The following is a 25,446-nucleotide window of genomic DNA, read 5'->3' as shown; positions in this document are numbered from 1 at the left end:
TCTGAAAGTACGCGTAAACTATTGAACCGCGTAGTACTGAACGGTACGCTACGTGGTGTGGAAGGGGAGGGTCAAATCTCCCCTATCCGATTTTGCTTTATGACAGATTGATCTTCCTCCTCATGATAAAGTAGGACAGGAGGTAGAGGATGACTGTCAGGCAGAGGGACAGGATAAGGCTCAGGTTCATGATGTCCGTGAGGTAGCCTGCCAGGTCGATGGATTCGGGGGCCATGCTTGCTGTGCCGGAGTTCATGGCAATGCTGTCGCTTAGGATGCCCTGCACGCCCATGGCCACGGTGGCAGCGATGGAGGTGATGGTTGTGATCACGAAGTAGGCGACCACAGCTCCCAGCACCTTGTGGCCGTTAAAGAGCTGCCCGAAGATGATCGACGCCTCTATGATGACTACATTGCCGACAGCGCTCACCACGCTGAGCAGCAGCATATAGAGCAGGAAGAGGTTGAGGTCTCCCTGTCCCTGGAAGCCCAGCAGATGGATGAATTCGTCCCAGTGGGCGCTTAAGGGCTCTGTTATGACGGGGACGGCCATCAGGATGTAGGCGCACAGGCAGATGAGCAGCGTGTCGATGAGACACCAGAGGCTCCCTGCTATTGTCTTGGACAGAAGGTGCATTCCCTTGGTCACCGGCAGGGTGTTGGTCAGGTATCCCTCATCCGAGAACAGATTTTTGTAAAATCTCACGGCGATGATAATGGAGGTTCCAAAGGACACGCCGGCAAATATGATGATGTAGATCACAAAGGTCAGGGTCAGGAGAAATTCGTTGATCTCGTCTGCCTCAAAATCAATCCTTCCCGTCAGGAAGACGCGCCCGAACACGGCGGCGGCTATCAGGAAAATGTGGATGATGAGCAGAAACCTTGTGATGGATTTTAAATCGTATTTGATCAGTTTTCCTAGCATCTGAATACCTCCCTGAATAAAGCGTCGACGGATTTTCCCTGGTTCATCCGGATCTCATCCACTGTCTGGTTCAGGACGATCTGGCCCTGGCGGAGAAAGAGCACTCTGTCCAGGATGTTCTCAATGTCTGTGATGAGGTGGGTGGACAGAAGGATGGTTGCGTCTTCGCTGTAGTTCGTAAGTATGGTCCGCAGGATGTAATCCCTGGCGGCGGGATCCACGCCCCCGATGGGCTCATCCAGGATGTAGAGGCGGGCGTCCCGGCTCATGACGAGGGCCAGCTGTACCTTCTCCTTTGTGCCCTTGGAAAGAGTCCGCATCCTGGCGTTCACATCGATCTCCAGATCCGTCATCATGTGGTAGGCTCTGTCTGTCACGAAGTTCTCGTAGAAATCCGCAAAATAGGAGATGATGTCCCTGATCTTCATGGCCGGATCCAGATAGGTGCGCTCCGGCAGATAGGAGACGATCTTCTTTGTCTCCACCCCGGGCGTCATGCCGTCCACAAGAACCTCGCCCTCCGTGGGGATGAGCAGGTCGTTGATGAGCTTGATCAGCGTGCTCTTGCCGCTGCCATTCGGCCCCAGGAGCCCCACGATCTGGCCGGGGGCCAGCGCCAGATTCAGATTGGTGAGGGCGTAGTTCATGTTGTTGTATTTTTTGGAAAGCCCCTTACATTCTAATATCGGCTTCATAGTCAGTGTTCCTCCTTTACTGCTTCCTCGATCAGGGAGAGCGTCTCTTCGTCCCGGAAACCGAGACTTCTCATTTTTTCAAAAAACTCAGCTATATGTCTGGAAGCCTGTTCCTTTTTCATGTCCTTGAGCATCTGTTCGTCCTCCGTGATAAAACGTCCGCTGGTCCGCTGGGCATATACAAGGCCGCTGCGCTCCAGCTCAGAGAGAGCCTTCTGCATGGTGTTGGGATTTACAGCGGCCTCCACCGCCAGATCCCGCACAGAAGGGAGCTTGTCGCCGGGCTTGTATACGCCGGCTATGATGTCCTGCTGGATCCGCTCCATAAGCTGCAGGTAGATGGGGCGGTCATTATCTAAGTCCCATGGCATGTGATCACCTCGCTTTTCTTGTCGCATTTATAAAATGTAAAAATATAAATGTATTATCTATGTAATACAATAATACATACAAGAGGAAATGTCAAGAAAAAAGCCGGACTAATTGCCGGCAATTTTCTCTAGCAGGTCCGGATCAAAGGATCCCTGCCGGAGCATCTCGATTTCGTATTTGTAGGGCGCAAAGGATTTCTTCGGCTGGGTGGGGGAGGGGACGTAGGGCGTCTCCAGTATCTTTGGCACATCCTCGAAATCCGGGTGGTGTACAATGTAGTTCAGCGCGTCAAAGCCAATCTGACCAAAGCCGATGTTGGCGTGTCTGTCCTTGGCGGCGCCTGCCGGGTTCTTGCTGTCGTTGATGTGGAAGACAGCGATCTGGTCCCTGCCGATGAGGCGGTCAAACTCCTCCATGACGCCGTCGAAATCGTGGATGATGTCGTAGCCGCTGTCGCTGGTGTGGCAGGTGTCAAAGCAGACCCGCAGCTTGTCGCTGCAGGTGACTCCGTCGTAGATGCGGGCCAGCTCCTCGAAGCTTCGGCCGATCTCAGAGCCCTTCCCGGCCATGGTCTCCAGGGCAATGCACACGGGTGTGTCCGGCGTCAGGATGTGGTTCAGCCCCCGGACGATCTGGGCGATGCCGGCGTCCACCCCGGCCCCCACATGGGCACCTGGGTGTAGGATGAGGATCCGGCTTTTGCAGGCGGCGGTGCGCTCCAGCTCCAGGGCCAGGAACCGCTCTGCCAGCTCGTAGGTCTCCGGCTTGACCGTGTTGGCCAGATTGATGATGTAGGGGGCGTGAACGATGATCTCATCGATCCCGTGCTCCTCCATGTAATCCCAGGCGGGCTCAATGTTCAGCTCGCTGATCTCTTTCCTTCTCGTGTTCTGGGGAGCGCCGGTGTAGAACATGAATGTGTCCGCCCCGTAGGAGACGGCCTCCTTCGCGGAGCCAAGAAGCATGTCCTTTCCGCTCATCCCCACATGAGAACCTATCTTCATATTGTAATCCCTCGTTTCTGAAAAGTCTGCTGTCGGCCCGGTTTTCAACCGGGTCTGGCAAAGAGGGTAGCACACCTGCCCGGAAAATGCAAGAAAGAAAAAAGTACAGAATGTGGAAAAGAGGATATTGAGAGAAAAGCCTGATTATGGTAGACTTATAAGATGATATCGGGATGCAGAGGGTATCCTGACCGCAGGAATGGAGGAAAAAGAATGAAACAACTGATAGATCTGATCACGGAAGAGATGGAAGAGGCGTTTGAGAAGGCGGGCTACGACCGCTCCTACGCAAAGGTCACCCTGTCCAACAGGCCGGATCTGTGCGAGTACCAGTGCAACGGCGCCATGGCGGGAGCCAAGGCGTACAAAAAGGCGCCCTTTATGATCGCCCAGGATGTGGTGGATCAGATAAAGGAGGGGGGCTGCATCCTCTCGGCGGAGATGGTAAAGCCCGGCTTCATTAATATAAAACTGGACGATAAATATATAGCAGGCTATCTGAATGAGATGGGAGAGGACAAAAAGCTGGGAGTGGAGGAGAGCAGCGCTCCCCAGACCATCCTCATCGACTACGGCGGGCCCAATGTGGCCAAGCCACTCCACGTAGGGCATCTGCGGTCCGCCATCATCGGGGAGAGCGTTAAGCGGATCTGCCGTCTCATGGGACATAAGGTGCTGGGAGACATCCACATGGGAGACTGGGGCTACCAGATGGGCCTTATCATCACAGAGCTGAAGAAGCGCCAGCCGGAGCTCCCTTACTTTGACGATTCCTTTGAGGGAGAGTATCCCGAGGAGGCGCCCTTTACCATCGGAGAGCTGGAGGAGATCTACCCAACAGCCAGCGCCTACGCGAAGGAGCACGAGGATTACCGGGAGGAAGCATTGCACGCGACCTATCTTCTCCAGAACGGACACAGGGGATACACGGCTGTGTGGAAGCACATCATGGCAGTGTCTGTGGCGGACCTGAAGAAGAACTACAGCAATCTGAACGTGGAGTTTGACCTCTGGAAGGGAGAGTCCGACGCCCAGCCCTACATCCCGGATATGATCGATAGGCTGAAAAAAGAGGGCTTTGCCCGGATAGACCAGGGAGCCCTGGTCATCGATGTGAAGCGGGAGGACGACACAAAGGAGATCCCGCCCTGTATGATCCAGAAGTCAGACGGAGCCTCTCTCTACGGCACCACGGACCTTGCCACTCTGGTACAGAGAGAGCAGGATTATCACCCGGATCAGGTGATCTACGTGGTGGACAAAAGGCAGGAGCTCCACTTTACCCAGGTGTTCCGTGCTGCCAAGAAGACAGGCATTGTGCCGGAGGAGACAAGGCTGCGGTTCCTGGGCTTTGGCACCATGAACGGCAAGGACGGGAAGCCCTTCAAGACAAGGGAGGGCGGCGTCATGCGCCTGGAGAGCCTGATCGCGGAGATTGACGAGGAGATGTACCGCAAGATCACGGACAACCGGACCGTGGGAGAGGAGGAAGCCAGAGAGACAGCGAAGATCGTGGGACTTTCCGCCATCAAATACGGAGACCTCTCCAACCAGGCGGCCAAGGACTATGTCTTCGACGTGGACAGGTTCACTTCCTTTGAGGGAAATACAGGCCCTTATATTCTCTACACCATCGTGCGGATCAAGTCCATCCTTAATAAATACACAGAGGCGGGAGAGTCGCTGGAGGGCCTGGCCATCGCCGGAGCCCACGGGGAGGAGGAGAAGGCACTTATGCTGGAGGCAGCCAAGTACAACGGCGTGATGGAGACCGCCTTTGAGGAGCTGGCGCCCCACAAGATCTGCGCTTACATCTATGAGCTGGCCAACGCCTTCAACCGGTTCTACCACGAGACAAAGATCCTGGCAGAGGAGGATAAGGAAGTGCGTAAGAGCTACATCGCCCTTCTCGTGCTGACAAAGAAGATCCTGGAGAGCTGTATCGATGTGCTGGGCTTTGAGGCTCCGGAGAGAATGTAGAAGATGTGAATACAGAGAATGTAGGTGTTGAAGAGATGACCAGGAAACTGTTTTACGAGGACAGCCACATGAGGGAATTTGAGGCCCGGGTTTTATCCTGCCAGGCATGTGAGAAAGGCGGCGGATTCTGGACCGTGCTGGACCAGACCTGCTTTTTCCCGGAAGGAGGAGGGCAGTACGCGGACACCGGATACCTGGGAGAGATAAAGGTGGTGGATGCCCAGGAGAGGGACGGTGTTGTGTACCACAGGACGGAGGAGGCCCTGGAGCCGGGAGAGGCTGTCCGGGGCCGGATCGACTGGGAGGAGCGCTTTGAGAAGATGCAGCAGCATACCGGAGAGCACATTGTCTCCGGCCTCGTCCACAGCCGTTTCGGATACAACAACGTGGGCTTTCATCTGGGCAGCGACTACTGTACCATGGATTTTGACGGCCCTATTTCGGCGGAGGAGCTCCGAAAGATCGAGTGGGAGGCCAACCGGGCGGCGGCGCTGGATCTGGAGGTCCTTGTCCAGTACCCCTCGAAGGAGGAGCTGGAGCATATGGAGTACCGGAGTAAGATTGAGATCGAGGGACAGGTCCGGATCGTGAGTGTGCCCGGCTACGACGTGTGCGCCTGCTGCGCGCCTCATGTGAAGCGGACAGGGGAGATCGGGATGATCAAGCTGGTGAACCGGATGAATTACAAAGGCGGTGAGCGCATCACCATGCTCTGCGGCTTTCGGGCGCTCAGGGACTACGAGGCCAAGCTGGCAGCCGCTAAGGAGATAGGCGCTCTTCTGTGCGAGAAGGAGAACCAGATCGCCGGGGCGGTAAAGCGGCAGAAGGAGGAGCTGGAGAAGCAGAGGTATGAGAACGGAAGACTCCAGCATCAGATCCTTGCGTACCGTGCGAAGGAAATCCGTGTGGACGAGCCGGTGACGGCTGTCTTTGCGGACGACCTTGCGGGGGATGCTCCGAGAGAGCTGATGAACCTGCTCCTGGAGAGGGGAGCCTGCGTCTGCGGCGTCTTTACGGCGGCGAAGGACGGCGGCTGGCGGTATGTGATCGGCAGCAGACAGACGGATGTGCGGCCTCTTGGGAAGAGCCTGAACAGCCGGTTTGAGGGCCGGGGCGGCGGAAAGCCGGGCATGATCCAGGGAACCCTGACAGGCGGCGAGGCGGACATTCGCAGGGCGCTGGAGGAGTTCGGAAGGGCGGACGTAAGCGAAACACAGCTGTAAACCAAAAAGAGACAGGAGTTCCTTTTTCGTTAAAGATCTCCTGTCTCTTTTATATACCATATACAGCCTTAGAGTCCCGGCCGGCGGGCGATATGCCTACAGCTTGATCTTAATTACATCCACATCCAGATCCCAGAGGAACTTGTCCAGATCCTTGAAGGACAGGAACACAGTGGCTGTGTTCTCCAGGGGATGGATGCCAAGGCTCTTGCAGCGGCTTAAATCCTTGTCGATAAAAAATTCTACCGCATGGTCTGTGTCATTCATCAGTCCGAAGGGGGATACGCTGCCCTGCTTCAGACCCAGATATTTCTCCAGGCGCTCCTCGGAGGCAAAGCTTAAGTTGCCGGCTCCGAGAGTGCGGCCCAGCGCCTTCAGGTCCACCTTTTTCTTCTCATCGCAGGTGACGAGGAAGTGCCGTTTCCCCTTGGCGTCCCGCAGGAACAGGTTCTTGCAGAGAGTTCCCTTCTGGGGCAGGCCGAGGCGGTCCATGTCCTCCATGGTATGGACGGGCTCATGCTCCACTACTTCATATTTAATGCCCAGCTTGTTCAGGGCATCGTAAACGCGCTGTTTCTGATCTTCCATGATATATTAAGCTCCTTTCGTGGGGTGTTTCTATTATTATAGGGCGAAATCAGGAGAAATGAAAGAGTTTATAGTTTTTTAATTGCAACTTTTCTGTTTCGGAAGTAGAATAAAAAAGAATTTTGAGAGCCTGCCTGCGGGCAGCGCATACAATGATCGAGAAAGCGAGGCTTACGATATATGAATAATCCTTGGGAAAATCCGAACCAGGAGCCCGGAACAGACAGTGAACCCCACAAAATGCCGCAGGGGATGCCGACAGGCCATGTGTCACCCCCGGTCAGGAGGGGAGCATGGTACGCATGGACGCCCCTGATCATCAAATATCTGATCAGCATCGGCGTCAGTATGGTGGCTGTGATGGGGTATACGTTTTTCTATATTTCCCGGCACTATGAAGAGACAATAGGAGCCATGCAGAGTCAGCAGGACATGTTAAATTTCTCCCTGTCTATCTCGGAGAAAATGCTGCGGTACACCACCCAGCTTGAGGGCGTTACCGCGCTCATCGTCATCCCTGTCATCTTATATATGTTCCACAAGGACAGGAAAAATGAGCGGCTGGCGGGCGTGATCCCCAACAGGAAGGCGCCCCTGTGGAAGTACGGGGCCGTGATCGGGATTGCGGCGGCTCTCTGTGTGGGGCTGAACAACCTGATCCTGATCTCCGGCATCTCCAGCTACAGCGCCAACTACCAGCAGACCTCCGAGTCTCTCTACAGCGCTCCCTTTGGGATGCAGCTCCTCTGTCTCGGAGTATTGGTGCCCATATCCGAGGAGCTTGTCTTCCGGGGCATGATGTTCAAGCGGATGAGAGAGCAGTCCGGGTTTATGCACGCGGCCTTTTTCTCAAGCCTCGTGTTTGCTATCCTTCACGGAAACATGGTCCAGATGCTGTACGCCTTTGCCACGGGCATGATGCTCAGCTATGTCTATGAAAAATACGGCTCTGTGAAGGCCCCGGCTGCGGCCCATGTGGTGATGAACCTGATCTCTGTGGCGGCCACGCAGTTCGGCCTCTTCGGATGGCTGATGGAGGACAATCTGCGCATCAGCGTCGTCACTGTCCTTTGCGCTGCCTTTGCAGCCACCATGTTTGTCCTGATCCAGAGGATTGACGAGAAGCCGGTGCTCCCGGGAGGACCGGAGGAGAGAAATACAGCGGCTCTTTAGCGGGAGAGGATCTGATGCGGAAGGGATTTTCCCTGCTGCGCCGGATGAGAAATGTGATGGAAATATGAAAATATTACAAAAGTATTAAAAAATATTGCAAAACTTTAACTGGTCATTTATAATAAATGCTGTTGAAAAAGAAAGATTTCTATAAGAAATGACCGGAAAGGGTGACGATAATAAAGATGAAGAGATATGGAAGAGCAGTTCTCGCCGCGGTTCTGGCCAGCTCCGTAGCCGCGACACCGGTTTTGGCTGCTCCGGACACAAACGAACTTGAGAGCAGTAAAGCGGCGGCCCAGAGCGAGGCGGACTCCCTACAGGAGCAGCTGACAGAACTTCTCAATAAAGCGGGTGAGCTTGAGGAGGAGATGATCTCCACCGGCGAAAAGATCATCCAGGCCCAGGAGGATCTGGATACAGCCCAGCAGAAGGCGGAGGAGCAGTATGCTTCTATGAAGGTGCGCATTCAGTATATGTACGAGAACGGACAGGCTACTGCCCTGGAGACTCTTCTGTCTGCCACGGATTTTTCAGATTTTGTAAACAAGGCGGAGTATATCTCCAATGTACATACCTATGACAGGCAGCAGCTTCAGGCTCTGGAGGATACGGAGAAAGAGATCCAGGATCTGAAGGATACGCTGGAGGAAGAGCAGGATAAGCAGGAGACCATGCAGGCTGAGTACGAGGCCCAGGAAGCGGAGCTGAATGAGACTCTGGAGCAGAAGAAGGCGGAGGTCGCCAACTATGACCAGCAGATCCAGGCGGCGGCAGAGGCTGCCGCGGCGGAGGCGGCTCAGCGGGAGGCGGAAAGCCAGGATACAGGGACAACGGGCAATACGACTGTGCAGAGCGGCGGAACAACCGGGGGCAGCTCCACAGGAGCTTCGACCGGCAGCGGAACATCTGGTTCCACCGGCAGTTCCTCCTCAGGCTCATCCGGCTCATCTGGCTCATCCGGCAGCGTATCCAGTGGAAACACATCCACTGCACAGGCTATTGTAAACGCAGCGTACAGCCAGCTGAATGTACCCTATGTATACGGCGGCTCCACACCTGGTGTGGAATTTGACTGCTCCGGACTTGTGCAGTACTGCCATGCGGTGGCGGGCATTTCCCTTCCCAGGACTTCCCAGGCACAGGGAGGCTGCGGCGTGGCAGTCAGCAATCCACAGCCGGGAGACATCGTGTGCTACGGAACACATGTGGGGATCTATATCGGGAACGGTCAGATGATCCACGCGCCCAAGCCGGGAGACGTGGTCAAGATCGCCAGCGTGTACGGATCACCCTGGTACAGAAGATGCTGGTAGGAATTTATCGTTAGGATTTACCTGAAAAAAGAATAGTCAAAGAACGAGAAGCGCTCCATTGCCCTTTGAGGGAAGGAGCGCTGCTTTTCTTTTGTGAATTCCTGGAAAATGTTGAAATAAACGAAAATATGTAGTAACATGTATTTTGAATAAGTGAAAACTGAAATCATAAGAGTATAAATAATTTACAACAGACAGGTGGGAGAATATGAAGAGAAAAATCGCACAGGCTTTTATCACAGCGGCGCTGATCAGTTCCATGGCGGTCAGCCCTGTCTTTGCAACCCCCTCTGTGGAGGATCTGCAAAATGACAAGGCGGCGGCAGAGGACGAGGTGGTTTCGCTCCAGTCCGAGCTGACAGGTATTCTGGACAAGATCAGCACACTGGAGTCGGATCTGCAGAAAAAGCAGGAGGAGATCGACCAGGCGAATATAGACCTGGAGGAGGCGATCGTGCAGCAGGACAAGCAGTACGAGGATATGAAAAAGCGTATTCAGTACATGTACGAGTCCGGAAGCGGCAACGAGCTGGAGCTGCTCCTCTCGGCAGAGAGCTTTTCAGATCTGGTGAACAAGGCCGAGTACATAAAAAATGTGCACACATATGACAGACAGAAGCAGGAAGAGTATGTAGCTACAACGGAGAAGATAGAGAAGCTCTCCGAAAGTCTCCAGGAGGAGGCGGAGAGCATGAACCAGATGCAGAGCCAGCTGGAGAACGACAAGGCTTCCCTGGGAACGATGATTGAGGGGAAGCAGTCCGAGATTGCCCAGCTTGACGCGGACATTCAGGAGGCGGTGGCTGCTCAGCAGGCGGAGGAAGAGGCCCGCAGGCAGCAGGAGGCCCAGGCGGCGGCAGCGGCAGCAGCCGCGGCCCAGGATACTACCCCCAGCCAGCCATCCAACGGCGGTGGATCTGGTGGCAGCGGTTCCAGCGGCGGCAGTGGCTCCAGTGGTGGGGGCAGTACAGTCATTCCTCCCCAGGGGACAGACGGATGGGCGGTGGTCGCCTATGCGAGACAGTTCCTGGGCAACCCCTATGTATACGGGGGCAACAGCCTGACAAACGGCATCGACTGCTCCGGCTTTACCCAGCAGATCTACGCGGCCTTTGGCGTCAGCCTGGGAAGGACTGACACAGCCCAGGCCACGGCGGGAGTGGAGATCCCTCTCTCCCAGGCACAGGCGGGAGATCTCCTCGTGTACTATGGACACGTAGGTATCTACAATGGCACGGGCGGCATCATCCACGCCTCATCCCCGGAGGTAGGCATTGTGGAGTGGTCGAGCTGTACATACCGGCAGCTCCGCTGTGTGAGAAGAGTTCTCTAGGATATGGCGGACAGATACAGGATCTGCGCTTTACAGCGCAGGTCCTTTTTTACGCCCCTCTTTCGGGAGAACCTCCGGGAATACTTCTTCCATATATATTGAAATGTACGCCTCCATCCAGTACAATGGAGAAGTATTTTGCCTGCTGCGGAAAATGGCAGGGTGAAGCCAAAGGAGAACAGATTATGGAAGAGCTTTTGAGGGAGGTTTTATCCGGAAGCCGGATGCTCCATTTCGAGGGAACCAAAAAGGACGAAGCCCCTCTGATGGAGGCGGCGGGCCGGGACGCGGGATATGTGGAAGATAAGGGAGCCCTGTATGAAAGGATGACAGTGAAAAGCTATCTGAAGTTTTTTGCGGGGCTGTCCGGCAGGTCGGGGAGAGTGCGCTCCGCGGTGGAGCAGATGCACCTTTCGGAGCTGATGAGAAAAAAGCTGGGCGCATGTACGGAGGGACAGAAGAAGAGGGTGCGGATCGCCCGGGAGATTGTCAGGGGAGCGCAGGACTTTTTTGTCCTGAATCCTATTGCCTTTGAGGAGGAAGAGTCAAAGAAGGTCATCCTTGGCTGGATGGAGAGCTTTTATGAGCGGGAGGGGCGGCTTGTGACCCTGTCCTTGTCCCACCGGGACACCTGCATCTGCCCCGGGGATCACTATGAGATCATTCAGGGGGAGGTGCGGTGCATCGACCAGGGGGAGAACACCCAGGACAGCCCGGAGCTTCCCCAGGTGAGCAAGATTTCCGTCTCCTACAATGAGAAGAATTTCCTCTTTAATCCGGAGGAGATCGACTACGTGGAGGCGAATGACGGGAAGGTCTTTGTGTACGTAAAGCGGGAGCAGTATACGGGTGCTTTCCGGATGGGAGAGCTGGAGGAAAAGCTGGCCAGGTTCGGCTTTTTCCGGTGCCACCGATCCTACATTGTGAACATGCAGAAGGTGGTGGAGCTGGTGAAGTGGACGAGAAATTCCTACTCCCTGCGCCTGTCGGGATACGAGAAGACAGACGTGCCCCTGTCCAAGGGAAAGATCCAGGAGCTGCGAAGCATGTATGAATTTTAAATCAGTGAGCCTTAGGAGGAAAGTAAAATGAAGAGAATGTGGACGCTGCTGAAGAAGGATATCTGGACGTCCTTTACGGATAAAACGATTCTGCTGATGGCCTTTACCCCGGCCATTCTGGCAATGATCTTCCGGATGGTGTACTTTGATCCCTGGATGCTGATTCTGACCACGGGACTTTTTAATATCGTGCTGGTGCCGCTGACAGATTTTCCCCTCCTGCTGGTGGAGGAAAAAGAGAGGGACACCCTGTCCCTTCTGTCCCGGTCCGGCGTGACGCTGGCTCAGTTTGCGGCGGCTAAGGCCGTGGCCTGCCTGGTGGTGGGAGAGCTCATGGCTGTGGTGGTGTTTCTCATCGCGGGGGCGGATATGTCCCTCCTGCCGGAGTACCTGCTGATCCATCTGGCCGGCGTGACGGCCCTTTTGCCCTGGGGCTTCCTGACCGGGGTGTACGCAAAGGACCAGAACAGCGTGAATGTGTACGCAGCCATCAGCGTGGTGGCCGTCTATGTGGCGCCGGTCTTTTCCTACTGGAATGTGGCCTTTGGAAGAGTGGCGGAGTTTCTGCCCACCGGTATCCTGGGAGTGGTCCTGAAAAAAATACAGCCCATGGAGGGCTTTATGGATGTGTCCCTGGCCTGGGGCAGCGCTGTCTGTGTGATCTGGTTCCTGGCAGGGCTGGCTGTCCTCCTTGTGATCCGGAAAAAGAGAGCCTTTTTCCCTGCCCTTGAGACCGGGACTCAGCACATATGAGAAATAAAAAAGTGACTTTTTGGGTGATGCCTTGCAGGTTTCACCCCTTTTTTTGCTCCGTTCATCCCCTTGCAGGCTCCATTTACCGGGAAAATAAGGTGAAAATCTACAGAATCGGTAGGATAGGAGCTGTAAGGAGGACGAAAGCCATGACAAACATCGTAAAAGCAAATCAACTGACAAAGACCTTTGGAAAGGTAAAGGCGCTGGATCACTGTGATCTGGAAATTAAAAAAGGAGAGATCTTCGGATACCTGGGCCCCTCCGGGGCAGGCAAGACGACTACCATCAAGCTCCTCACCGGGCAGCTTCACAGTGACAGCGGGGAAGTGACTGTGCTGGGGAAGGATCCGTTTTCACCGGATATAAAAAAGAAGATCGGTATTATGAGCGACATGAGCGGCCTGTATGAGAAGATGACAGTCTATGAAAACCTGGACATATTCGCGGATATTTACGGGATTAAGGATAAGAAGAAAAAAATCCGAAGGACGCTGGAGGCGGTGGAGCTTCTTGATGCCGCCAGGAAGAAGGTGGAGAAGCTCTCACGGGGGATGAAGCAGAGACTGGTCTTTGCCAGGACCATCATCCACGAGCCGGGCCTCCTCTTTCTGGACGAGCCCACGGCCAACCTGGATCCGGCTACGGCGGATGAGATAAGGGATCTTATCAGGAAGCTGAACCGGGAGGGAGCCACAGTTTTTCTCACCACCCACAACATGGAGGAGGCGGATGAGCTCTGTCACAGGGTAGCCCTTTTAAATAGAGGAAGCATTGTGGAGAGCGGTTCACCGGAGGAGCTGAAGCTGAAATACTCCCGGAAAAGGGTGGTCATCACCACGGGGGAGGGAAAGAAGGAGGTGCCTCTGGAAAGAGAAGCACTGCTGAAGTCTTTGGAGCAGGCAGGGGAGGTTCTTATGATCCACTCTGAGGAGCCCAGTCTGCGGGACGTATTTCTTACACTGACAAAGGAGGAACAATAGCCATGAGCGGAAAAATTATTTTTACCTTACTGAAAAAGGATCTGAAGGGATGCCTGACCAACAAGAATATTCTGGTGAGCTTTCTTATTCCCATTGTATTTTGCTTTATCTACCAGAATGTTTTCAAAGACCTGGGGGATGAGATGGGAGATTACGTGCTTGGCATGTGCGCTGTGTTTTCCATCGCTATCAGCCCCACCAGCATCCTGCCTGTGATGATCGCGGAGGAGAAGGAAAAATACACCCTCCGCTCCCTCATGATGGCCCGGGTGAGAGGGCAGGAGTTCCTGGCCTCCAAGATGATCGTGTGCCTGTTGATGACGGCTCTGGACGCTGCGGCTGTGTTCTTCATCACAGGGGGGGATGTGAAGAATTTCCCGGTTTACACAGGGGCTGTGCTGCTGGCCTCGGCGGGGCTGTGCTTCCTGGGGGCGCTGGCGGGACTTTTAGCCAGGGATCAGGCGTCGGCCGGAACCATCGGCGCGCCCCTCATGCTGCTGACCATGCTGCCGCCTCTTTTTGGAGGACTCAGCGAGACGTTGGAGAAGGTGTCCGTCGCTGTGCCCACCACCTCATTTCAGACAATTTACAGTGGCGTGACTCAAAGCCAGGAGCTGTTCACAAAGGGCAATTTCGTCGCCCTGGGGGTGTGCGCCCTGTGGATCGCGGCCGGGTACATCCTGTTCAACCTCTTCTATCAGAGAAAGGGCATTGACTGCTGATTAATCCGTCAAAAAGAAGAAGGACAAAATCAGGAAAAGCGGAGGACAAAACGAGAACAAAATCGGGAGAAATGCTTGCAACAGGGCGGGTTTTATGATAATATATGACCGTTGCAAAAAAACACGCATATGTCTGCCCGCACCGGTGCCTAAGCTTTTTTCACAAAAAGACGGTCATGCGGGAAATGAAATGTGCGGAAGAAAGAAAACCAAATGGAGGAAAGAAACATGAGTGTTATTTCAATGAAACAGCTTTTAGAAGCAGGTGTTCACTTTGGACATCAGACAAGAAGATGGAACCCTAAGATGGCTCCCTACATCTACACAGAGAGAAACGGTATCTACATCATCGACCTGCAGAAATCCGTTGGAAAAGTAGATGAGGCTTACCAGGCAGTATCCGATATCGCGGCAGAGGGCGGCACGATCCTGTTCGTTGGAACAAAGAAACAGGCTCAGGACGCTATCAAGACAGAGGCAGAGCGCTGCGGTATGTTCTATGTAAATGAGAGATGGCTCGGCGGTATGCTGACAAACTTCAAGACCATCAAGAGCCGTGTGGCACGTCTGAAAGAGATCGAGGCTATGGCTGAGGACGGAACATTTGATGTTCTGCCGAAGAAGGAAGTTATCAAGCTGAAAAAAGAGTGGGAGAAGCTGGAGAAGAACCTTGGCGGTATCAAAGAGATGAAGAGACTGCCGGACGCAATCTTCGTTGTTGACCCGAAGAAGGAGAGAATCTGCGTGCAGGAGGCTCATACCCTTGGAATTCCGCTTATCGGTATCGCTGATACAAACTGCGATCCGGAAGAGCTCGACTATGTAATTCCTGGAAATGACGACGCTATCCGTGCGGTTAAGCTGATCGTTTCCAAGATGGCTGACGCTGTTGTTGAGGCTAACCAGGGCGCTGCTGAGTACAATGAGGAAGAGTACGCAGAGGGCGAGGAGGCTTACGAGGAGACAGCAGAGGAGACAGTTGAGGCTTAATCTGACCCCGGAAGCAGACTTGAAGAACTATATATGATCAATTATATATGGAGGAAAAAGAAATGGCAGTAACAGCTAGTATGGTAAAAGAGCTGAGAGAGATGACAGGCGCAGGCATGATGGACTGCAAGAAGGCCCTCAGCGAGACAAACGGAGATATGGACGCAGCGATCGAGTACCTGAGAAAGAACGGCGAGGCAAAGGCTGTTAAGAAGGCCGGCAGAATTGCCGCAGAGGGTCTTGTTATGGCTGAGGTTAAGGAAGACAAGACAGCAGCTATCGTTGAGGTAAACTCCGAGACAGACTTTGTTGCAAAGAACGCTGAGTTCCAGGGCTTTGTAAAGGCAGTTACCGATCAGGCTCTGGCTACAGAGGCAAAGGATATGGACGCTTTCATGGCAGAGCCATGGATCGAGGACAGCTCCAAGACTGTACAGGAGGCCCTGACAGAGAAGATTTCCGTGATCGGTGAGAAGCTGAACATCAGAAGATTTGAGAAGATCGTTTCCGACGGATGCGTTGTGGCTTACATCCACGGCGGCGGACGTATCGGCGTCCTTGTAGAGGCAGCTACCGACGTGATCAACGATGAGATCAAGACATGTCTGAAGAACGTGGCTATGCAGGTTGCGGCTATGTCTCCGAAGTATGTGTCCAGGGATGAGGTTTCTCAGGAGTTTATGGATCACGAGAAGGAGATCCTGCTTGCACAGGCTAAGACAGAGAACCCGGATAAGCCGGACAACATCATTGAGAAGATGATCATCGGACGTCTCAACAAAGAGATGAAGGAGATCTGCCTGCTGGATCAGGTGTACGTACAGGACAGCGACCTGACAGTTGCCAAGTACGTTGCCAAGGTTGCAAAGGAGAACGGCGCAAACATGGAAGTGAAGAAGTTTGTACGTTTCGAGACAGGCGAGGGAATCGAGAAGAAGGTAGACGACTTCGCAGCAGAGGTTGCAGCGCAGGCTGGAATGTAAATTCATGCATTGATATTCTGAAAGGGAAACCCTTACAAATGGCGGTATATGCTGTTTGTAAGGGTTTTTTTGAAGAAAACATATGGTGGCACATAAAAGTATGATTGATTTCATTCTGTAAAATAGATATACTATAATTAGAAAAAGAGTGGGAAGGAGGAAGTATATGTCTTTGGTTTGGAATGAAATATTAAAAAAATATGTGGAAGACGTGCATAAAATTTATGGAGAAAGGCTGAAGTCTGTGATATTATACGGCTCTTATGCAAGAGGCGATTTTGGCCCGAATTCAGATATTGATATTATGATCTTGGTGGATCTGTCAGACGATGAGATACGAAGTAAAGGGCATACGCTTTCCGACCTGACTTTTGATTATAATTTTGATAATGATTTGGAAATCATGCCTATTGTGAAGAATTCGGATCATTTTAATAAATGGATCAGAGCATATCCATTCTATAACAATATTAAGAATGAAGGGGTAGACTTGTATGCAGCATAGCCTGGATGATATTGGTGGGGCGAGAGAACTGGCCTGGCACAGGAAATTCGCCATGCCAGTGATTACGATGATTTTTACATTGTATCAATTGAAGATGCAAAAGAACAGTTGGAGACAGCAAAAGAAGTAGTAGCATTAGTTGAACAATATTTAAAGGAAGAAATAGGACCTTGAGCAAACAGCTCTCCTGCTCAAGGCTGAATGAAAAAATCAAGGGCGGCGGAAAATTAAAATTCTGCCGCTCTTGAAATTTTTTGGAAGACCCTTATATCTCCCCGTCCTCCTCCAGCAGGGGGAGAATTGTCTTCATGGACTGGTCAAACTCCGCGTCGGAGGAATTGTAGAAGAGGATTAGATCATGCCCCGCGTCCAGGCGCTTCAGGGGCTCCGGGATAGAAAAATCGATGGTCTTTATATACTCATCCCAGTGTTCCAGCTTCCAGGTATCCCGGTCTGAAGCTCTCTGGATCATTCTCTCGTGACACACCTCCGGATCAGTCACGACCCAGATGACTACCAGCTTGGCGCCCTTTTTTCGCAGCTTGGTGCGGAAGCGCTCCAGCGTCTCCTCGTTGTGAACCTCTTTGGTAAAGGGAGCGTTGATGAGGACAATGTCATCGTAGGCCAGCGCCTCCACGCCGATGTCCACAATGGCCTCGTACTCGTAATCCCTTATATTCTCTTCGAAAAAGTCAGAGCTCCTGTTGATTTCCTGGCCGGCAGCTATGAATACCCGGTTGGAAAGGGGAATCAGAGTGTCCTTGTCAAGATAGACAACATGCTTCAGATTTTCGGCAAGCTGTTTGGAAATATAGGTTTTCCCACAGGCGGGTGGGGAAGTAACTAAGATCATCTTTTTCATTGCGTCAATTCCGGCGTTTCGCCGTCTCCTTTCCTTTTTTCTTTTTTCAATATCAGTATACTGCTGTGCGGTGTATAAGGGCAAGGGGAAAAAGGGATACAGCCCTTTCGTTTTCCCGGGCCATTGACTTTTTCCAAAAATCCATATAGAGTGGACTTGAAGCATGACAAAGACAGCACAAGGGGAATGTGAGGAATGAAAAACATATACGAGGATACACTGCAGTTCAGGGGAACCTGGAGGGATTACCAGGACAGGGTCCTCTCCAATGCGGACAAATACCTGGCGGACGGGAAGATGCATATCGTAGCGGCGCCCGGGTCCGGGAAGACGACTCTTGGGATTGAGCTGATCCGGCGCCTCGGCGCGCCCTGCCTGATCCTGTCTCCTGGCATCACCATCCGGCAGCAGTGGCTGGAGCGCATTGTGGAGGGATTTCTCCTCCCGGGCAGGGATCCGGAGGAGCTTCTCTCCAATGATCTGAAAAACATGAAGACCATCACAGCCATCACCTACCAGGCTCTGTACAGCGCCATGAAGAGATATCAGGGCAGGCTGGCGGACAGCGAAGGTGAGCTGACAGAGGATAACGAGCAGGAAGCAGGTGACAAGAAGACGGAGGCCACAGACGGAGAGCACACGGAGGGGGAGTCCGAGGATGTGGACTTCCGGGACTTTGACATCCTCGAGGCGGTGCGGGCGGCTGGCATTCGGACCATCTGCCTGGACGAGGCCCATCACTTAAGGAGCGAGTGGTGGAAGGCGCTGGAAAAGTTTATGAAGGAGCTGAAGGGGGTGACGGTCATCGCCCTGACAGCCACGCCGCCCTACGACAGCACGCCGGGACAGTGGAAGCGCTATATCGACCTGTGCGGCCCCATCGATGAGGAGATCTTCACGCCGGAGCTGGTGAAGGAGGGGAGTCTGTGTCCCCACGAGGACTATATCTTTTTCAACTGGCCTGCCAGGGAGGAACTGCGCCAGATAGAGGACTATCAGAAGAAGGAGGAGGCTGTGAGGAACCGGCTCCTTACAGGGAGCAGATTTACGGATATGATCGCCACCCACAGGGGACTGCGAAGCCCGGAGGAGTACAGTGAGAGGTTCCTGGACAACCCGAAGTATTTTTCCGCCCTTCTCATCTTTTGCCAGACACAGCAGATCCCCTTTCCGGCGTACTTAAGAGAGCTGATCGGAGCGGAGGGAAGGCTGCCCAGGCTTGACAGCTCCTGGCTGGAGGTTCTCCTGCAGGGGTTTCTCTACGATGACGCGGACTCCTACGAGGTGACTCAGAGTGACCGGGAGGAGCTGCTGCGGGAGCTGAAGGAGGCGGGCTGTATTTACCGGAAAAAGGTGTCTCTCACCCACAGGGACGCCATGCAGAGGCTTCTGGCAAAGAGCCAGGGCAAGATGGAGAGCATCGGTCGGATCGTGGACGCGGAGTACAGCTCTCTGGGAGAGGAGCTGCGCCTTCTGGTTCTGTGCGACTATATCAAGAAGGACAAGCTGTCCCTCGCGGGGACGGATCAGGTCATGGCTGCGGAGATCGGGGCAGTGCCCATCTTTGAGCACCTGAGAAGGCAGGGGCGTGAGGGCGTCCGCCTGGGGTGTCTCAGCGGCTCAGTGATCCTTGTGCCCATGGACACCAGGGAGAAGCTGGAGGAGCTGCTGGGACAGAAGGGATGCCAGGGCACTTTGTCCCCTGTGAGGGAGACGGGTTACGGCCAGCTGAAGGTGAAAGGGAAAAACACCCACATCGTGGCGGTGGTCACGGAGCTGTTCCGCCAGGGTGAAATCAATGTCCTGGTGGGAACCAAGTCCCTTCTGGGAGAGGGGTGGGATGCACCCTGCATCAACTCTCTTGTCCTGGCCACCTACGTGGGCTCCTTCATGCTGAGCAACCAGATGAGGGGACGCACCATACGGACAGACCGGGATCACCCGGAGAAGACGGGGAATATCTGGCATCTTGCCTGCATTTTTCCGGAGAAATCGGGAAAGACAAAGCATGCGGATTTCTCCGGGGACTACGAGACGCTGGTCAGGAGGTTTCATGCCTTCCTGGGCGTGTCCTGGAAGGACGATGTCATAGAGAGCGGCGTGGAGCGCCTGGCTATCCCGGAATTTGACACTAAAGAGAAGATGGAGAAGGTCAATGAGATGATGCTTGAGAGGGCATCAGACCGGGAGGGGATGAGAAGCCGGTGGCAGAGATCCCTGCGGGAGATCCGGGGCGGCATGGAGGTGCAGCAGGTGGAGGACATCCCTGCGGAGGAGGCAAAGACCGGCTTCCTCTTTGTGAACGCCGTGTGGATGGAAATCCTGAGCCTGCTCATAGCGGTTTTGATGGGGCTTGGGCGGGTGTTCACTCAGGCGGCCTACGGGGCCCGATCTGTGCCGGCGGCGGCCCTGGGCCTTGCCATGCTGGCCGCCTGCGTGCTGGTGGCAAGATATGGAGTGAGGCTTGTGCGGCTCAGCACGCCGGAGCGCAGGATGACGCGGATCAGCCAGGCGGTGGCTGACGCCCTGGCAGAGATCGGGGAGCTGGAGGATCCGCAGCATTGCAGGGCCCAGGTGGAGTCCGCTGACGGCCTGGTCATTGGAACCTGGCTCAAGGGCGGGACCATGCGGGACAAGACCACCTTTGCCGCCTGCATGGAGGAGATCTGGGGAGTCATAGACAATCCCAGGTATCTGCTGACAAGGGAGAAGAGGAGCGGACGGAGCGAGGAGTTCTACAGCGTTCCGGAAATCTTTGGAAATAAAAAGGAGAGAGCGCTGGTCTTTGAGAAGCATATGCGAAAGGTTCTGGGAAGGTACCAGGTGGCCTACACCCGGACGCCGGAGGGGAGAAGGCTTCTGCTCCGGGCCAGGACAAAGTCCTTCGTAAATAAAAATCAGAGCTTCCTACAGGGCAGGAAGGTGGCAAAGGGAAAATATGAATAAGGAGTAAGGAGAGAGACAGATGTACAAAATTCTGATCGTGGAGGACGACAGGGGACTGAACCAGGGAATCGCCCTGGCCCTGGGGAGGGAGGACACGTCCTTCCTGCAGGCTTTCTCAGCCCGGGAGGCAAGGGAGCTCTGGAACAGAGAGAAGGCGGACATGGCGCTGCTGGACGTGAACCTGCCGGATGGCAGCGGATATGATGTTTTAAGAGAAATTCGGGGCCAGTCCCGGATCCCGGTGCTCCTCATCACGGCCAATGACCTGGAAAGCGACGAGATCACCGGATTTTCACTGGGAGCGGACGATTATATCACCAAGCCCTTCGGACTTATGGCCCTGCGGGCCAGGGTGGATCGGATGCGGCTCCGCGCAGGCCAGGCAGCGGAGCAGGGGAAGGATACCTACGAGGATGGCAGATACCGTTTCCTGTTTGGGGAGATGCGGTTTTTCGTGGACGGCCAGGAGATTGTCTTAAGCCGGATTGAGCAGAAGCTCCTGCGGTGCTTTGTCACCCATCCGGGGCAGACCATGACCCGGGAGAGGCTGATGGACATCCTGTGGAGTGACGAGGCGCAGTTTGTGGAGGAGAACGCCCTCAGCGTTGCGGTAAACCGGCTCCGGCGCAAGCTGGAGGGACGGGAAGGCTACAAGCCTATAGAGACTGTGTACGGCCTGGGGTATGTGTGGGAGAGAAGAGCATGAGAATACAGATCGGAGCTAAGAAGACCATGGAGCGGCTGGACGAGATGCTGGAGAGCGCCATGGACGGGACCTTTGAGGAGGAGCGCTATGACGAGACAGAGCTGTCCCGGCTGGAGTCCCGCTGGAAACAGTATTTCACCTCCACCAGACACGCCCTGGAGGAGACAAGGCGGGAGAGGGAGAATATGAAGGCCCTCGTGTCCGACATCTCCCATCAGACAAGGACGCCCCTCTCCAACATCCTCCTCTACGGAGAGCTGCTGGAGGAGAAGGCATCGGATGGGGAGGAAAGAGAGCTGGCCCGGCAGATCATGGGGCAGACGAGGAAGCTGGAATTTCTGATCCAGGCCCTTGTGAAAATGTCCCGGCTGGAGTCCGGCGTCCTGGAGATTTTCCCGGAGGGCCAAAACCTCCTTCCGCTGCTCCAGGACGTGGCGGCGGCCTTTGGGCCGAAGGCCCGGGAGAAGGGCATAGAGCTGGACGTGCGCTTTCCGCGGGGGGAGGTGTTCTGCCGGTACGACAGGAAGTGGACGGCCGAGGCCCTGGGAAACATCGTGGACAATGCCATCAAGTACGCGCCCGCAGGCTCCCGGGTGGGCGTCAGCGCCCGGGAGTTTGAGTTCTACGTCTGCGTTCAGGTTAAGGATCAGGGCCCGGGCATCCCGGAGGAGGAGAGAGCCCGGATCTTTGGGAGATTTTGCCGGGGAAAAGGGATGCAGCAGGAGGACGGCATCGGCATAGGACTCTACCTGGCGCGGGAGATCCTGGAGAGGCAGGACGGCTACATTAAGGTGAGCTCCCGGGAGGGAGAAGGGAGCTGCTTCGGGGTCTATCTCCCCAGGGCGGAGGAAAATCTGTCAAAGGTGTAAGATTTGAGAAAGAATGTGGAAAGATTACTCTTATATAATGGCCTTATAGAAAATCGGTTCTATAAGGCCATTGCTCTGCGGGAAGGAGCGCAACGGCAGGCCGGGGAGCCGTCAGCGAGGAGGTTATCTGTATGAGTATATTAAAGGCCAGTCAACTGAAGAAATATTACGGCAGCGGCGACACGCTGGTGAAGGCCCTGGACGGGGTGGACCTGTCTGTGGAGCTGGGCGAGTTTGTAGCCATCGTGGGCACGTCCGGAAGCGGGAAATCCACCCTTCTGCACATGCTGGGAGGCCTGGACCGGCCCACCTCGGGGAAGGTGTGGGTGGACGGCAGGGACATTTCAAAGCTGAAGGACGAGGAGCTCACCATCTTCCGGCGCAGGAAGATCGGGTTCGTGTTCCAGAGCTACAACCTGGTTCCAGTGCTGAACGTGTACGAGAACATCGTGCTGCCGGTGGAGCTGGACGGCAACAGGCCGGACAGGAAATTTGTGGAGGACATCATTGACATCCTGGGGCTTGAGTCCAAAAAATTCAGCCTGCCCTCCCAGCTCTCCGGCGGGCAGCAGCAGCGGGTGGCCATTGCCCGGGCTCTGGCTGCAAAGCCGGCCATCCTCCTGGCCGACGAGCCCACAGGCAACCTGGACTCAGTCACCAGCCAGGACGTGCTAAGCCTTCTGAAGGTGACCAGCAGCCGTTTCGGACAGACGGTGGTGATGATCACCCACAACGAGGAGATTGCCCAGATGGCGGACCGGATCGTGCGCATCGAGGACGGGCGCATCCGGGGAAAGGGCGGTGAGGCAGATGCGTAAGGTGAAGAACAGGAAAGTTATCGGAAGGCTGGCGGATCGGAGCTTTCAGGCCAGCCGCACAAGGAATGTCATCGCCGTGCTGGCTATCGCCCTGACCGCCATGCTGTTTACCGCCCTTTTCACCATCGGACTGGGGACGGTGGAGAATTTTCAGCTGGCCACCATGCGCCAGTCAGGGGGTGACAGCCACGGCGTCATCAAGAACGTGACCATGGAGGAGTATGAGAAGCTGGCGGCCCATCCCCTTGTGAAGGAGAGCGCGGCCTGCGAGGTGCTCTCCGACGGGGTGCTGAATCCGGAGTTTTTAAAGCGGCATGTGGAGCTCTGGTATGTGCCGGAGTACCACTACCCCCATCGCTTTCTCACTCTCAAGGAGGGGACCGTGCCTGAGAGAGCGGACGAGGTGCTGGTGGACGATATGACGCTCCAGCTCCTGGGACTGCCGGAGAAGACCGGGCAGCAGATCACCCTGTCCCTCCAGTTCGGGCAGCTGGAGCCCCAGGTGGAGGAGAGGACCTTTACCGTGACCGGCATCCTGAAGTCCGACCCGGCCCTGAATGTGGGATTTGTCATCACCTCCAAGGCTTACCTGACAGAGCATGCCGGGGAGCTTGACGCCTATCGGGACGAGAGCGGAAACGCCATCGGCAGTACCGGGAACATCCAGATGGATGTGAATTTTTCCAACTCCTGGGGTATCCAGAAGAAGCTGGACCGGGTCATCACAGAGAGCGGCTACTCGGTGACTGAGGGGGATGCGGACTATCTGTCCGGCAACGCCAACTGGGCCTACATCTCCGACGGCGCCGGCGCTGACCCCCTGACTGCAGCCGCCGCTGTGGGAGGGCTCGGTATCATCCTGCTGACGGGATACCTCATCATCTACAATGTGTTCCAGATTTCTGTCATCCGGGATATCCGGTACTACGGGCTTCTGAAGACCGTGGGGACCACCGGCTCCCAGATTAGGAGGATCGTCAGGAGACAGGCCTGGCAACTGGCAGTGCTCGGCATCCCGGCGGGGCTGGTGCTCGGATTTTTCATCGGGAAGTGGATCGTGCCTCTCGTGCTGGCAAGGAGCTCTTATGCGGGAGGAGAGGTGGAGGTCTCCCTCAATCCCCTCATTTTCCTGGGAGCGGTTCTTTTTACCCTTGTCACAGTGGGCATCTCCACCAGGAAGCCGGCCCGGATCGCGGCCCGGGTGTCCCCTGTGGAGGCGGTGCGGTACACAGAAGGGGCGAAGGGCAGGCGGAAGGAGAAGCGCACCACTGATGGAGGGAAGCTCTGGCGGATGGCCCTGTCGGGTCTGGGGAGGAGCAAAGGGAAGACACTGGTCGTCATCCTGTCCCTGTCCCTCTCCGTGGTGCTTCTCAACAGCATTTTCACAGTGACCAGCTCCTTCTCTATGGACAAATTCCTGAGCCGGTTCGTCACCTCAGATTTCCTCATCGCCAGCGCCAGGTACTTTAACTATGAATACTTTGGTATGGAAGAGGACATCGAGGAGGAGAACCTGACCGAGTCTTTCATAGAGGCCTGCCAGGAGCAGGAGGGCTTTGAGAGGGGCGGGCGCATCTACATGACGGCTGACCTCTCCCTGGAGGCGTCCACCTACAGGCCGACGGAGAACGTGCTGACAGATGAGAACGGAGATTTCTACTATATGATGGGCAGCAGCAAGCAGCCCTACTGGCAGGATGAGAACGGGAATTACAGGGCGGCTGTCTACGGGATGGAGGACTATCCCCTGGAGAAGCTGGAGCCTGTGGAGGGGGAGACGGACCTGGACGCTATCAGGGAAAAGCTGGCCACAGGGGAGTATGTGCTGGGTATGGCGGATGTGGACGACAACGGGAATGTGGAGGAGGACCAGATACGCTATCACGCCGGGGACGCCATCACTCTTGTGGCCCCGGACGGGCAGAAGAGACAGTTTGAGATCCTCTCTCTTGTGAAGGAGAATTACTACGGGCTGACCACCAGGAAGGGAGAAGCCTTTTCCTTCTACACCGCGGCAGATGTGTTTAAGGAGATGGCCTCGCCGGAGTGCCTCATGAGCTATCTCTTTGATGTTGAGGACGACAGGGAGGATGACTTTGCCGGATTTATTGATACCTACACGACCTCTCAGGAGCCTCTGATGAACTATGAGTCCAGGCAGAGATATACCAACGAGTTCTCCGGCATGACCGGGCTTATCACCCTTGTGGGAGGCGTCCTCACCACTGTGGTGGGCGTCATCGGCGTCCTGAACTTTGTCAACTCCATCCTCACCGGCATTGTCACCAGGAAGCGGGAGCTGGCCATGATGGAGGCCATCGGTATGATGAGGCGGCAGCTGGCGCGGATGCTCATGCTGGAGGGAGTATGCTACGCCGGGTTTACCATCCTTGCCTCCCTGGCAGCGGGCTGTATCCTGTCCCTGACCCTTGTGCGGGCTCTGTCGGAGGGACTGTGGTTCATGGACTACCATTTTGTCGTATGGCCCATGCTGCCGGTGTTCCCGGTGCTGCTCCTTTTGGGCGTCGTCGTGCCATATCTGGCCTGGCTGCCCCAGAGAAAGGAGAGCGTGGTCAGCGTCATCAGCCGGGAGGCGTAGACAGGATCTTTTTTAAGTGTTGAAAAATCTTTCCGAA

General features: G+C 55.0%; 23 protein-coding genes. 17 read left to right on the top strand and 6 right to left on the bottom strand.

What is annotated here, in order from left to right; genetic code table 11:
- Positions 1-97 precede the first annotated feature (97 nt).
- The 4 genes from NI21_RS0101445 to NI21_RS0101430 form a co-directional block, all read right to left on the bottom strand.
- Positions 98-928 carry a hypothetical protein gene (locus NI21_RS0101445; protein ID WP_033124462.1) on the bottom strand — a complete coding sequence of 277 codons (831 nt, stop codon included), beginning with the start codon at positions 926-928 and terminating at the stop codon, positions 98-100.
- Positions 922-1,623: an ABC transporter ATP-binding protein gene (locus NI21_RS0101440; protein WP_033124461.1), complete on the bottom strand. Its 702-nt coding sequence runs from the start codon at positions 1,621-1,623 to the stop codon at positions 922-924. The genes NI21_RS0101445 and NI21_RS0101440 overlap by 7 nt, the downstream gene beginning before the upstream one ends.
- A gap of 2 nt (positions 1,624-1,625) precedes the next feature.
- Complete coding sequence (locus NI21_RS0101435) at positions 1,626-1,994, bottom strand: GntR family transcriptional regulator (RefSeq protein WP_033124460.1); 369 nt, start codon at positions 1,992-1,994, stop codon at positions 1,626-1,628.
- A 108-nt stretch (positions 1,995-2,102) separates the two neighbouring features.
- Positions 2,103-2,999, bottom strand: coding sequence for a deoxyribonuclease IV (locus NI21_RS0101430; RefSeq protein WP_033124459.1), 897 nt, complete (start codon positions 2,997-2,999; stop codon positions 2,103-2,105).
- Positions 3,000-3,212: 213 nt separating this feature from the next.
- Here NI21_RS0101430 and argS point away from each other — a divergent pair, with 213 nt between their 5' ends.
- On the top strand, positions 3,213-4,979 hold the full coding sequence (gene argS / locus NI21_RS0101425) for an arginine--tRNA ligase (protein WP_033124458.1): 1,767 nt from the start codon (positions 3,213-3,215) through the stop codon (positions 4,977-4,979).
- A 35-nt stretch (positions 4,980-5,014) separates the two neighbouring features.
- Complete coding sequence (locus NI21_RS0101420) at positions 5,015-6,202, top strand: serine-tRNA(Ala) deacylase AlaX (protein ID WP_033124474.1); 1,188 nt, start codon at positions 5,015-5,017, stop codon at positions 6,200-6,202.
- Positions 6,203-6,298: 96 nt separating this feature from the next.
- Here the strand turns inward: NI21_RS0101420 and NI21_RS0101415 are convergent, their stop codons facing one another.
- Positions 6,299-6,790, bottom strand: a complete 492-nt coding sequence (locus NI21_RS0101415) for a prolyl-tRNA synthetase associated domain-containing protein (RefSeq protein WP_033124457.1) — start codon at positions 6,788-6,790, stop codon at positions 6,299-6,301.
- A 180-nt stretch (positions 6,791-6,970) separates the two neighbouring features.
- Here NI21_RS0101415 and NI21_RS0101410 point away from each other — a divergent pair, with 180 nt between their 5' ends.
- The 10 genes from NI21_RS0101410 (at position 6,971) to NI21_RS0101365 (ending at position 16,609) form a co-directional block, all read left to right on the top strand.
- Entirely contained in the window at positions 6,971-7,963 is a 993-nt protein-coding gene (locus NI21_RS0101410; protein WP_138303496.1) for a CPBP family intramembrane glutamic endopeptidase, read from the top strand.
- 185 nt (positions 7,964-8,148) lie between these two features.
- Positions 8,149-9,279, top strand: coding sequence for a C40 family peptidase (locus NI21_RS0101405; protein ID WP_033124456.1), 1,131 nt, complete (start codon positions 8,149-8,151; stop codon positions 9,277-9,279).
- Positions 9,280-9,487: 208 nt separating this feature from the next.
- Complete coding sequence (locus NI21_RS0101400; protein WP_052083767.1) at positions 9,488-10,612, top strand: NlpC/P60 family protein; 1,125 nt, start codon at positions 9,488-9,490, stop codon at positions 10,610-10,612.
- 185 nt (positions 10,613-10,797) lie between these two features.
- On the top strand, positions 10,798-11,673 hold the full coding sequence (locus tag NI21_RS0101395; RefSeq protein ID WP_033124455.1) for a LytTR family transcriptional regulator DNA-binding domain-containing protein: 876 nt from the start codon (positions 10,798-10,800) through the stop codon (positions 11,671-11,673).
- Positions 11,674-11,700: 27 nt separating this feature from the next.
- Positions 11,701-12,426: a hypothetical protein gene (locus NI21_RS0101390; RefSeq protein WP_033124454.1), complete on the top strand. Its 726-nt coding sequence runs from the start codon at positions 11,701-11,703 to the stop codon at positions 12,424-12,426.
- Positions 12,427-12,575: 149 nt separating this feature from the next.
- The gene (locus NI21_RS0101385) at positions 12,576-13,409 is read left to right on the top strand and encodes an ABC transporter ATP-binding protein (protein ID WP_033124453.1); all 834 of its coding nucleotides are present in this window, start codon (positions 12,576-12,578) and stop codon (positions 13,407-13,409) included.
- Positions 13,410-13,411: 2 nt separating this feature from the next.
- Positions 13,412-14,131 carry an ABC transporter permease gene (locus NI21_RS0101380; RefSeq protein ID WP_052083765.1) on the top strand — a complete coding sequence of 240 codons (720 nt, stop codon included), beginning with the start codon at positions 13,412-13,414 and terminating at the stop codon, positions 14,129-14,131.
- A 228-nt stretch (positions 14,132-14,359) separates the two neighbouring features.
- Positions 14,360-15,121 carry a 30S ribosomal protein S2 gene (gene rpsB / locus NI21_RS0101375; RefSeq protein ID WP_033124471.1) on the top strand — a complete coding sequence of 254 codons (762 nt, stop codon included), beginning with the start codon at positions 14,360-14,362 and terminating at the stop codon, positions 15,119-15,121.
- Between the two features lie 62 nt (positions 15,122-15,183).
- The gene (tsf, locus tag NI21_RS0101370) at positions 15,184-16,104 is read left to right on the top strand and encodes a translation elongation factor Ts (RefSeq protein ID WP_033124451.1); all 921 of its coding nucleotides are present in this window, start codon (positions 15,184-15,186) and stop codon (positions 16,102-16,104) included.
- Positions 16,105-16,270: 166 nt separating this feature from the next.
- On the top strand, positions 16,271-16,609 hold the full coding sequence (locus NI21_RS0101365; protein ID WP_033124450.1) for a nucleotidyltransferase domain-containing protein: 339 nt from the start codon (positions 16,271-16,273) through the stop codon (positions 16,607-16,609).
- Positions 16,610-16,874: 265 nt separating this feature from the next.
- On the opposite strand, the gene NI21_RS0101360 is transcribed toward NI21_RS0101365, so the two are convergent.
- Positions 16,875-17,471: an AAA family ATPase gene (locus NI21_RS0101360; protein ID WP_033124449.1), complete on the bottom strand. Its 597-nt coding sequence runs from the start codon at positions 17,469-17,471 to the stop codon at positions 16,875-16,877.
- Positions 17,472-17,666: 195 nt separating this feature from the next.
- Here NI21_RS0101360 and NI21_RS0101355 point away from each other — a divergent pair, with 195 nt between their 5' ends.
- The 5 genes from NI21_RS0101355 to NI21_RS0101335 all read left to right on the top strand — a co-directional run bounded on the left by NI21_RS0101355 (position 17,667) and on the right by NI21_RS0101335 (position 25,409).
- Positions 17,667-20,417 carry a DEAD/DEAH box helicase family protein gene (locus tag NI21_RS0101355; RefSeq protein WP_033124448.1) on the top strand — a complete coding sequence of 917 codons (2,751 nt, stop codon included), beginning with the start codon at positions 17,667-17,669 and terminating at the stop codon, positions 20,415-20,417.
- 19 nt (positions 20,418-20,436) lie between these two features.
- Positions 20,437-21,123, top strand: coding sequence for a response regulator transcription factor (locus NI21_RS0101350; RefSeq protein WP_033124447.1), 687 nt, complete (start codon positions 20,437-20,439; stop codon positions 21,121-21,123).
- Positions 21,120-21,992 carry a sensor histidine kinase KdpD gene (locus NI21_RS0101345; protein WP_033124446.1) on the top strand — a complete coding sequence of 291 codons (873 nt, stop codon included), beginning with the start codon at positions 21,120-21,122 and terminating at the stop codon, positions 21,990-21,992. Before NI21_RS0101350 ends, NI21_RS0101345 begins: the two co-directional genes overlap by 4 nt.
- A 131-nt stretch (positions 21,993-22,123) precedes the next feature.
- On the top strand, positions 22,124-22,810 hold the full coding sequence (locus NI21_RS0101340; RefSeq protein ID WP_033124445.1) for an ABC transporter ATP-binding protein: 687 nt from the start codon (positions 22,124-22,126) through the stop codon (positions 22,808-22,810).
- Complete coding sequence (locus NI21_RS0101335; protein ID WP_033124444.1) at positions 22,803-25,409, top strand: FtsX-like permease family protein; 2,607 nt, start codon at positions 22,803-22,805, stop codon at positions 25,407-25,409. Before NI21_RS0101340 ends, NI21_RS0101335 begins: the two co-directional genes overlap by 8 nt.
- Positions 25,410-25,446: the final 37 nt, after the last annotated feature.

Source organism: Eubacterium sp. ER2, assembly GCF_000765215.1.
In the GTDB taxonomy this organism is placed as follows: Bacteria; Bacillota; Clostridia; order Lachnospirales; family Lachnospiraceae; genus Claveliimonas; species Claveliimonas intestinigallinarum.
Note: the sequence above shows the minus strand (reverse complement) of the source record. Positions and strands in the feature narration are given on the sequence as shown.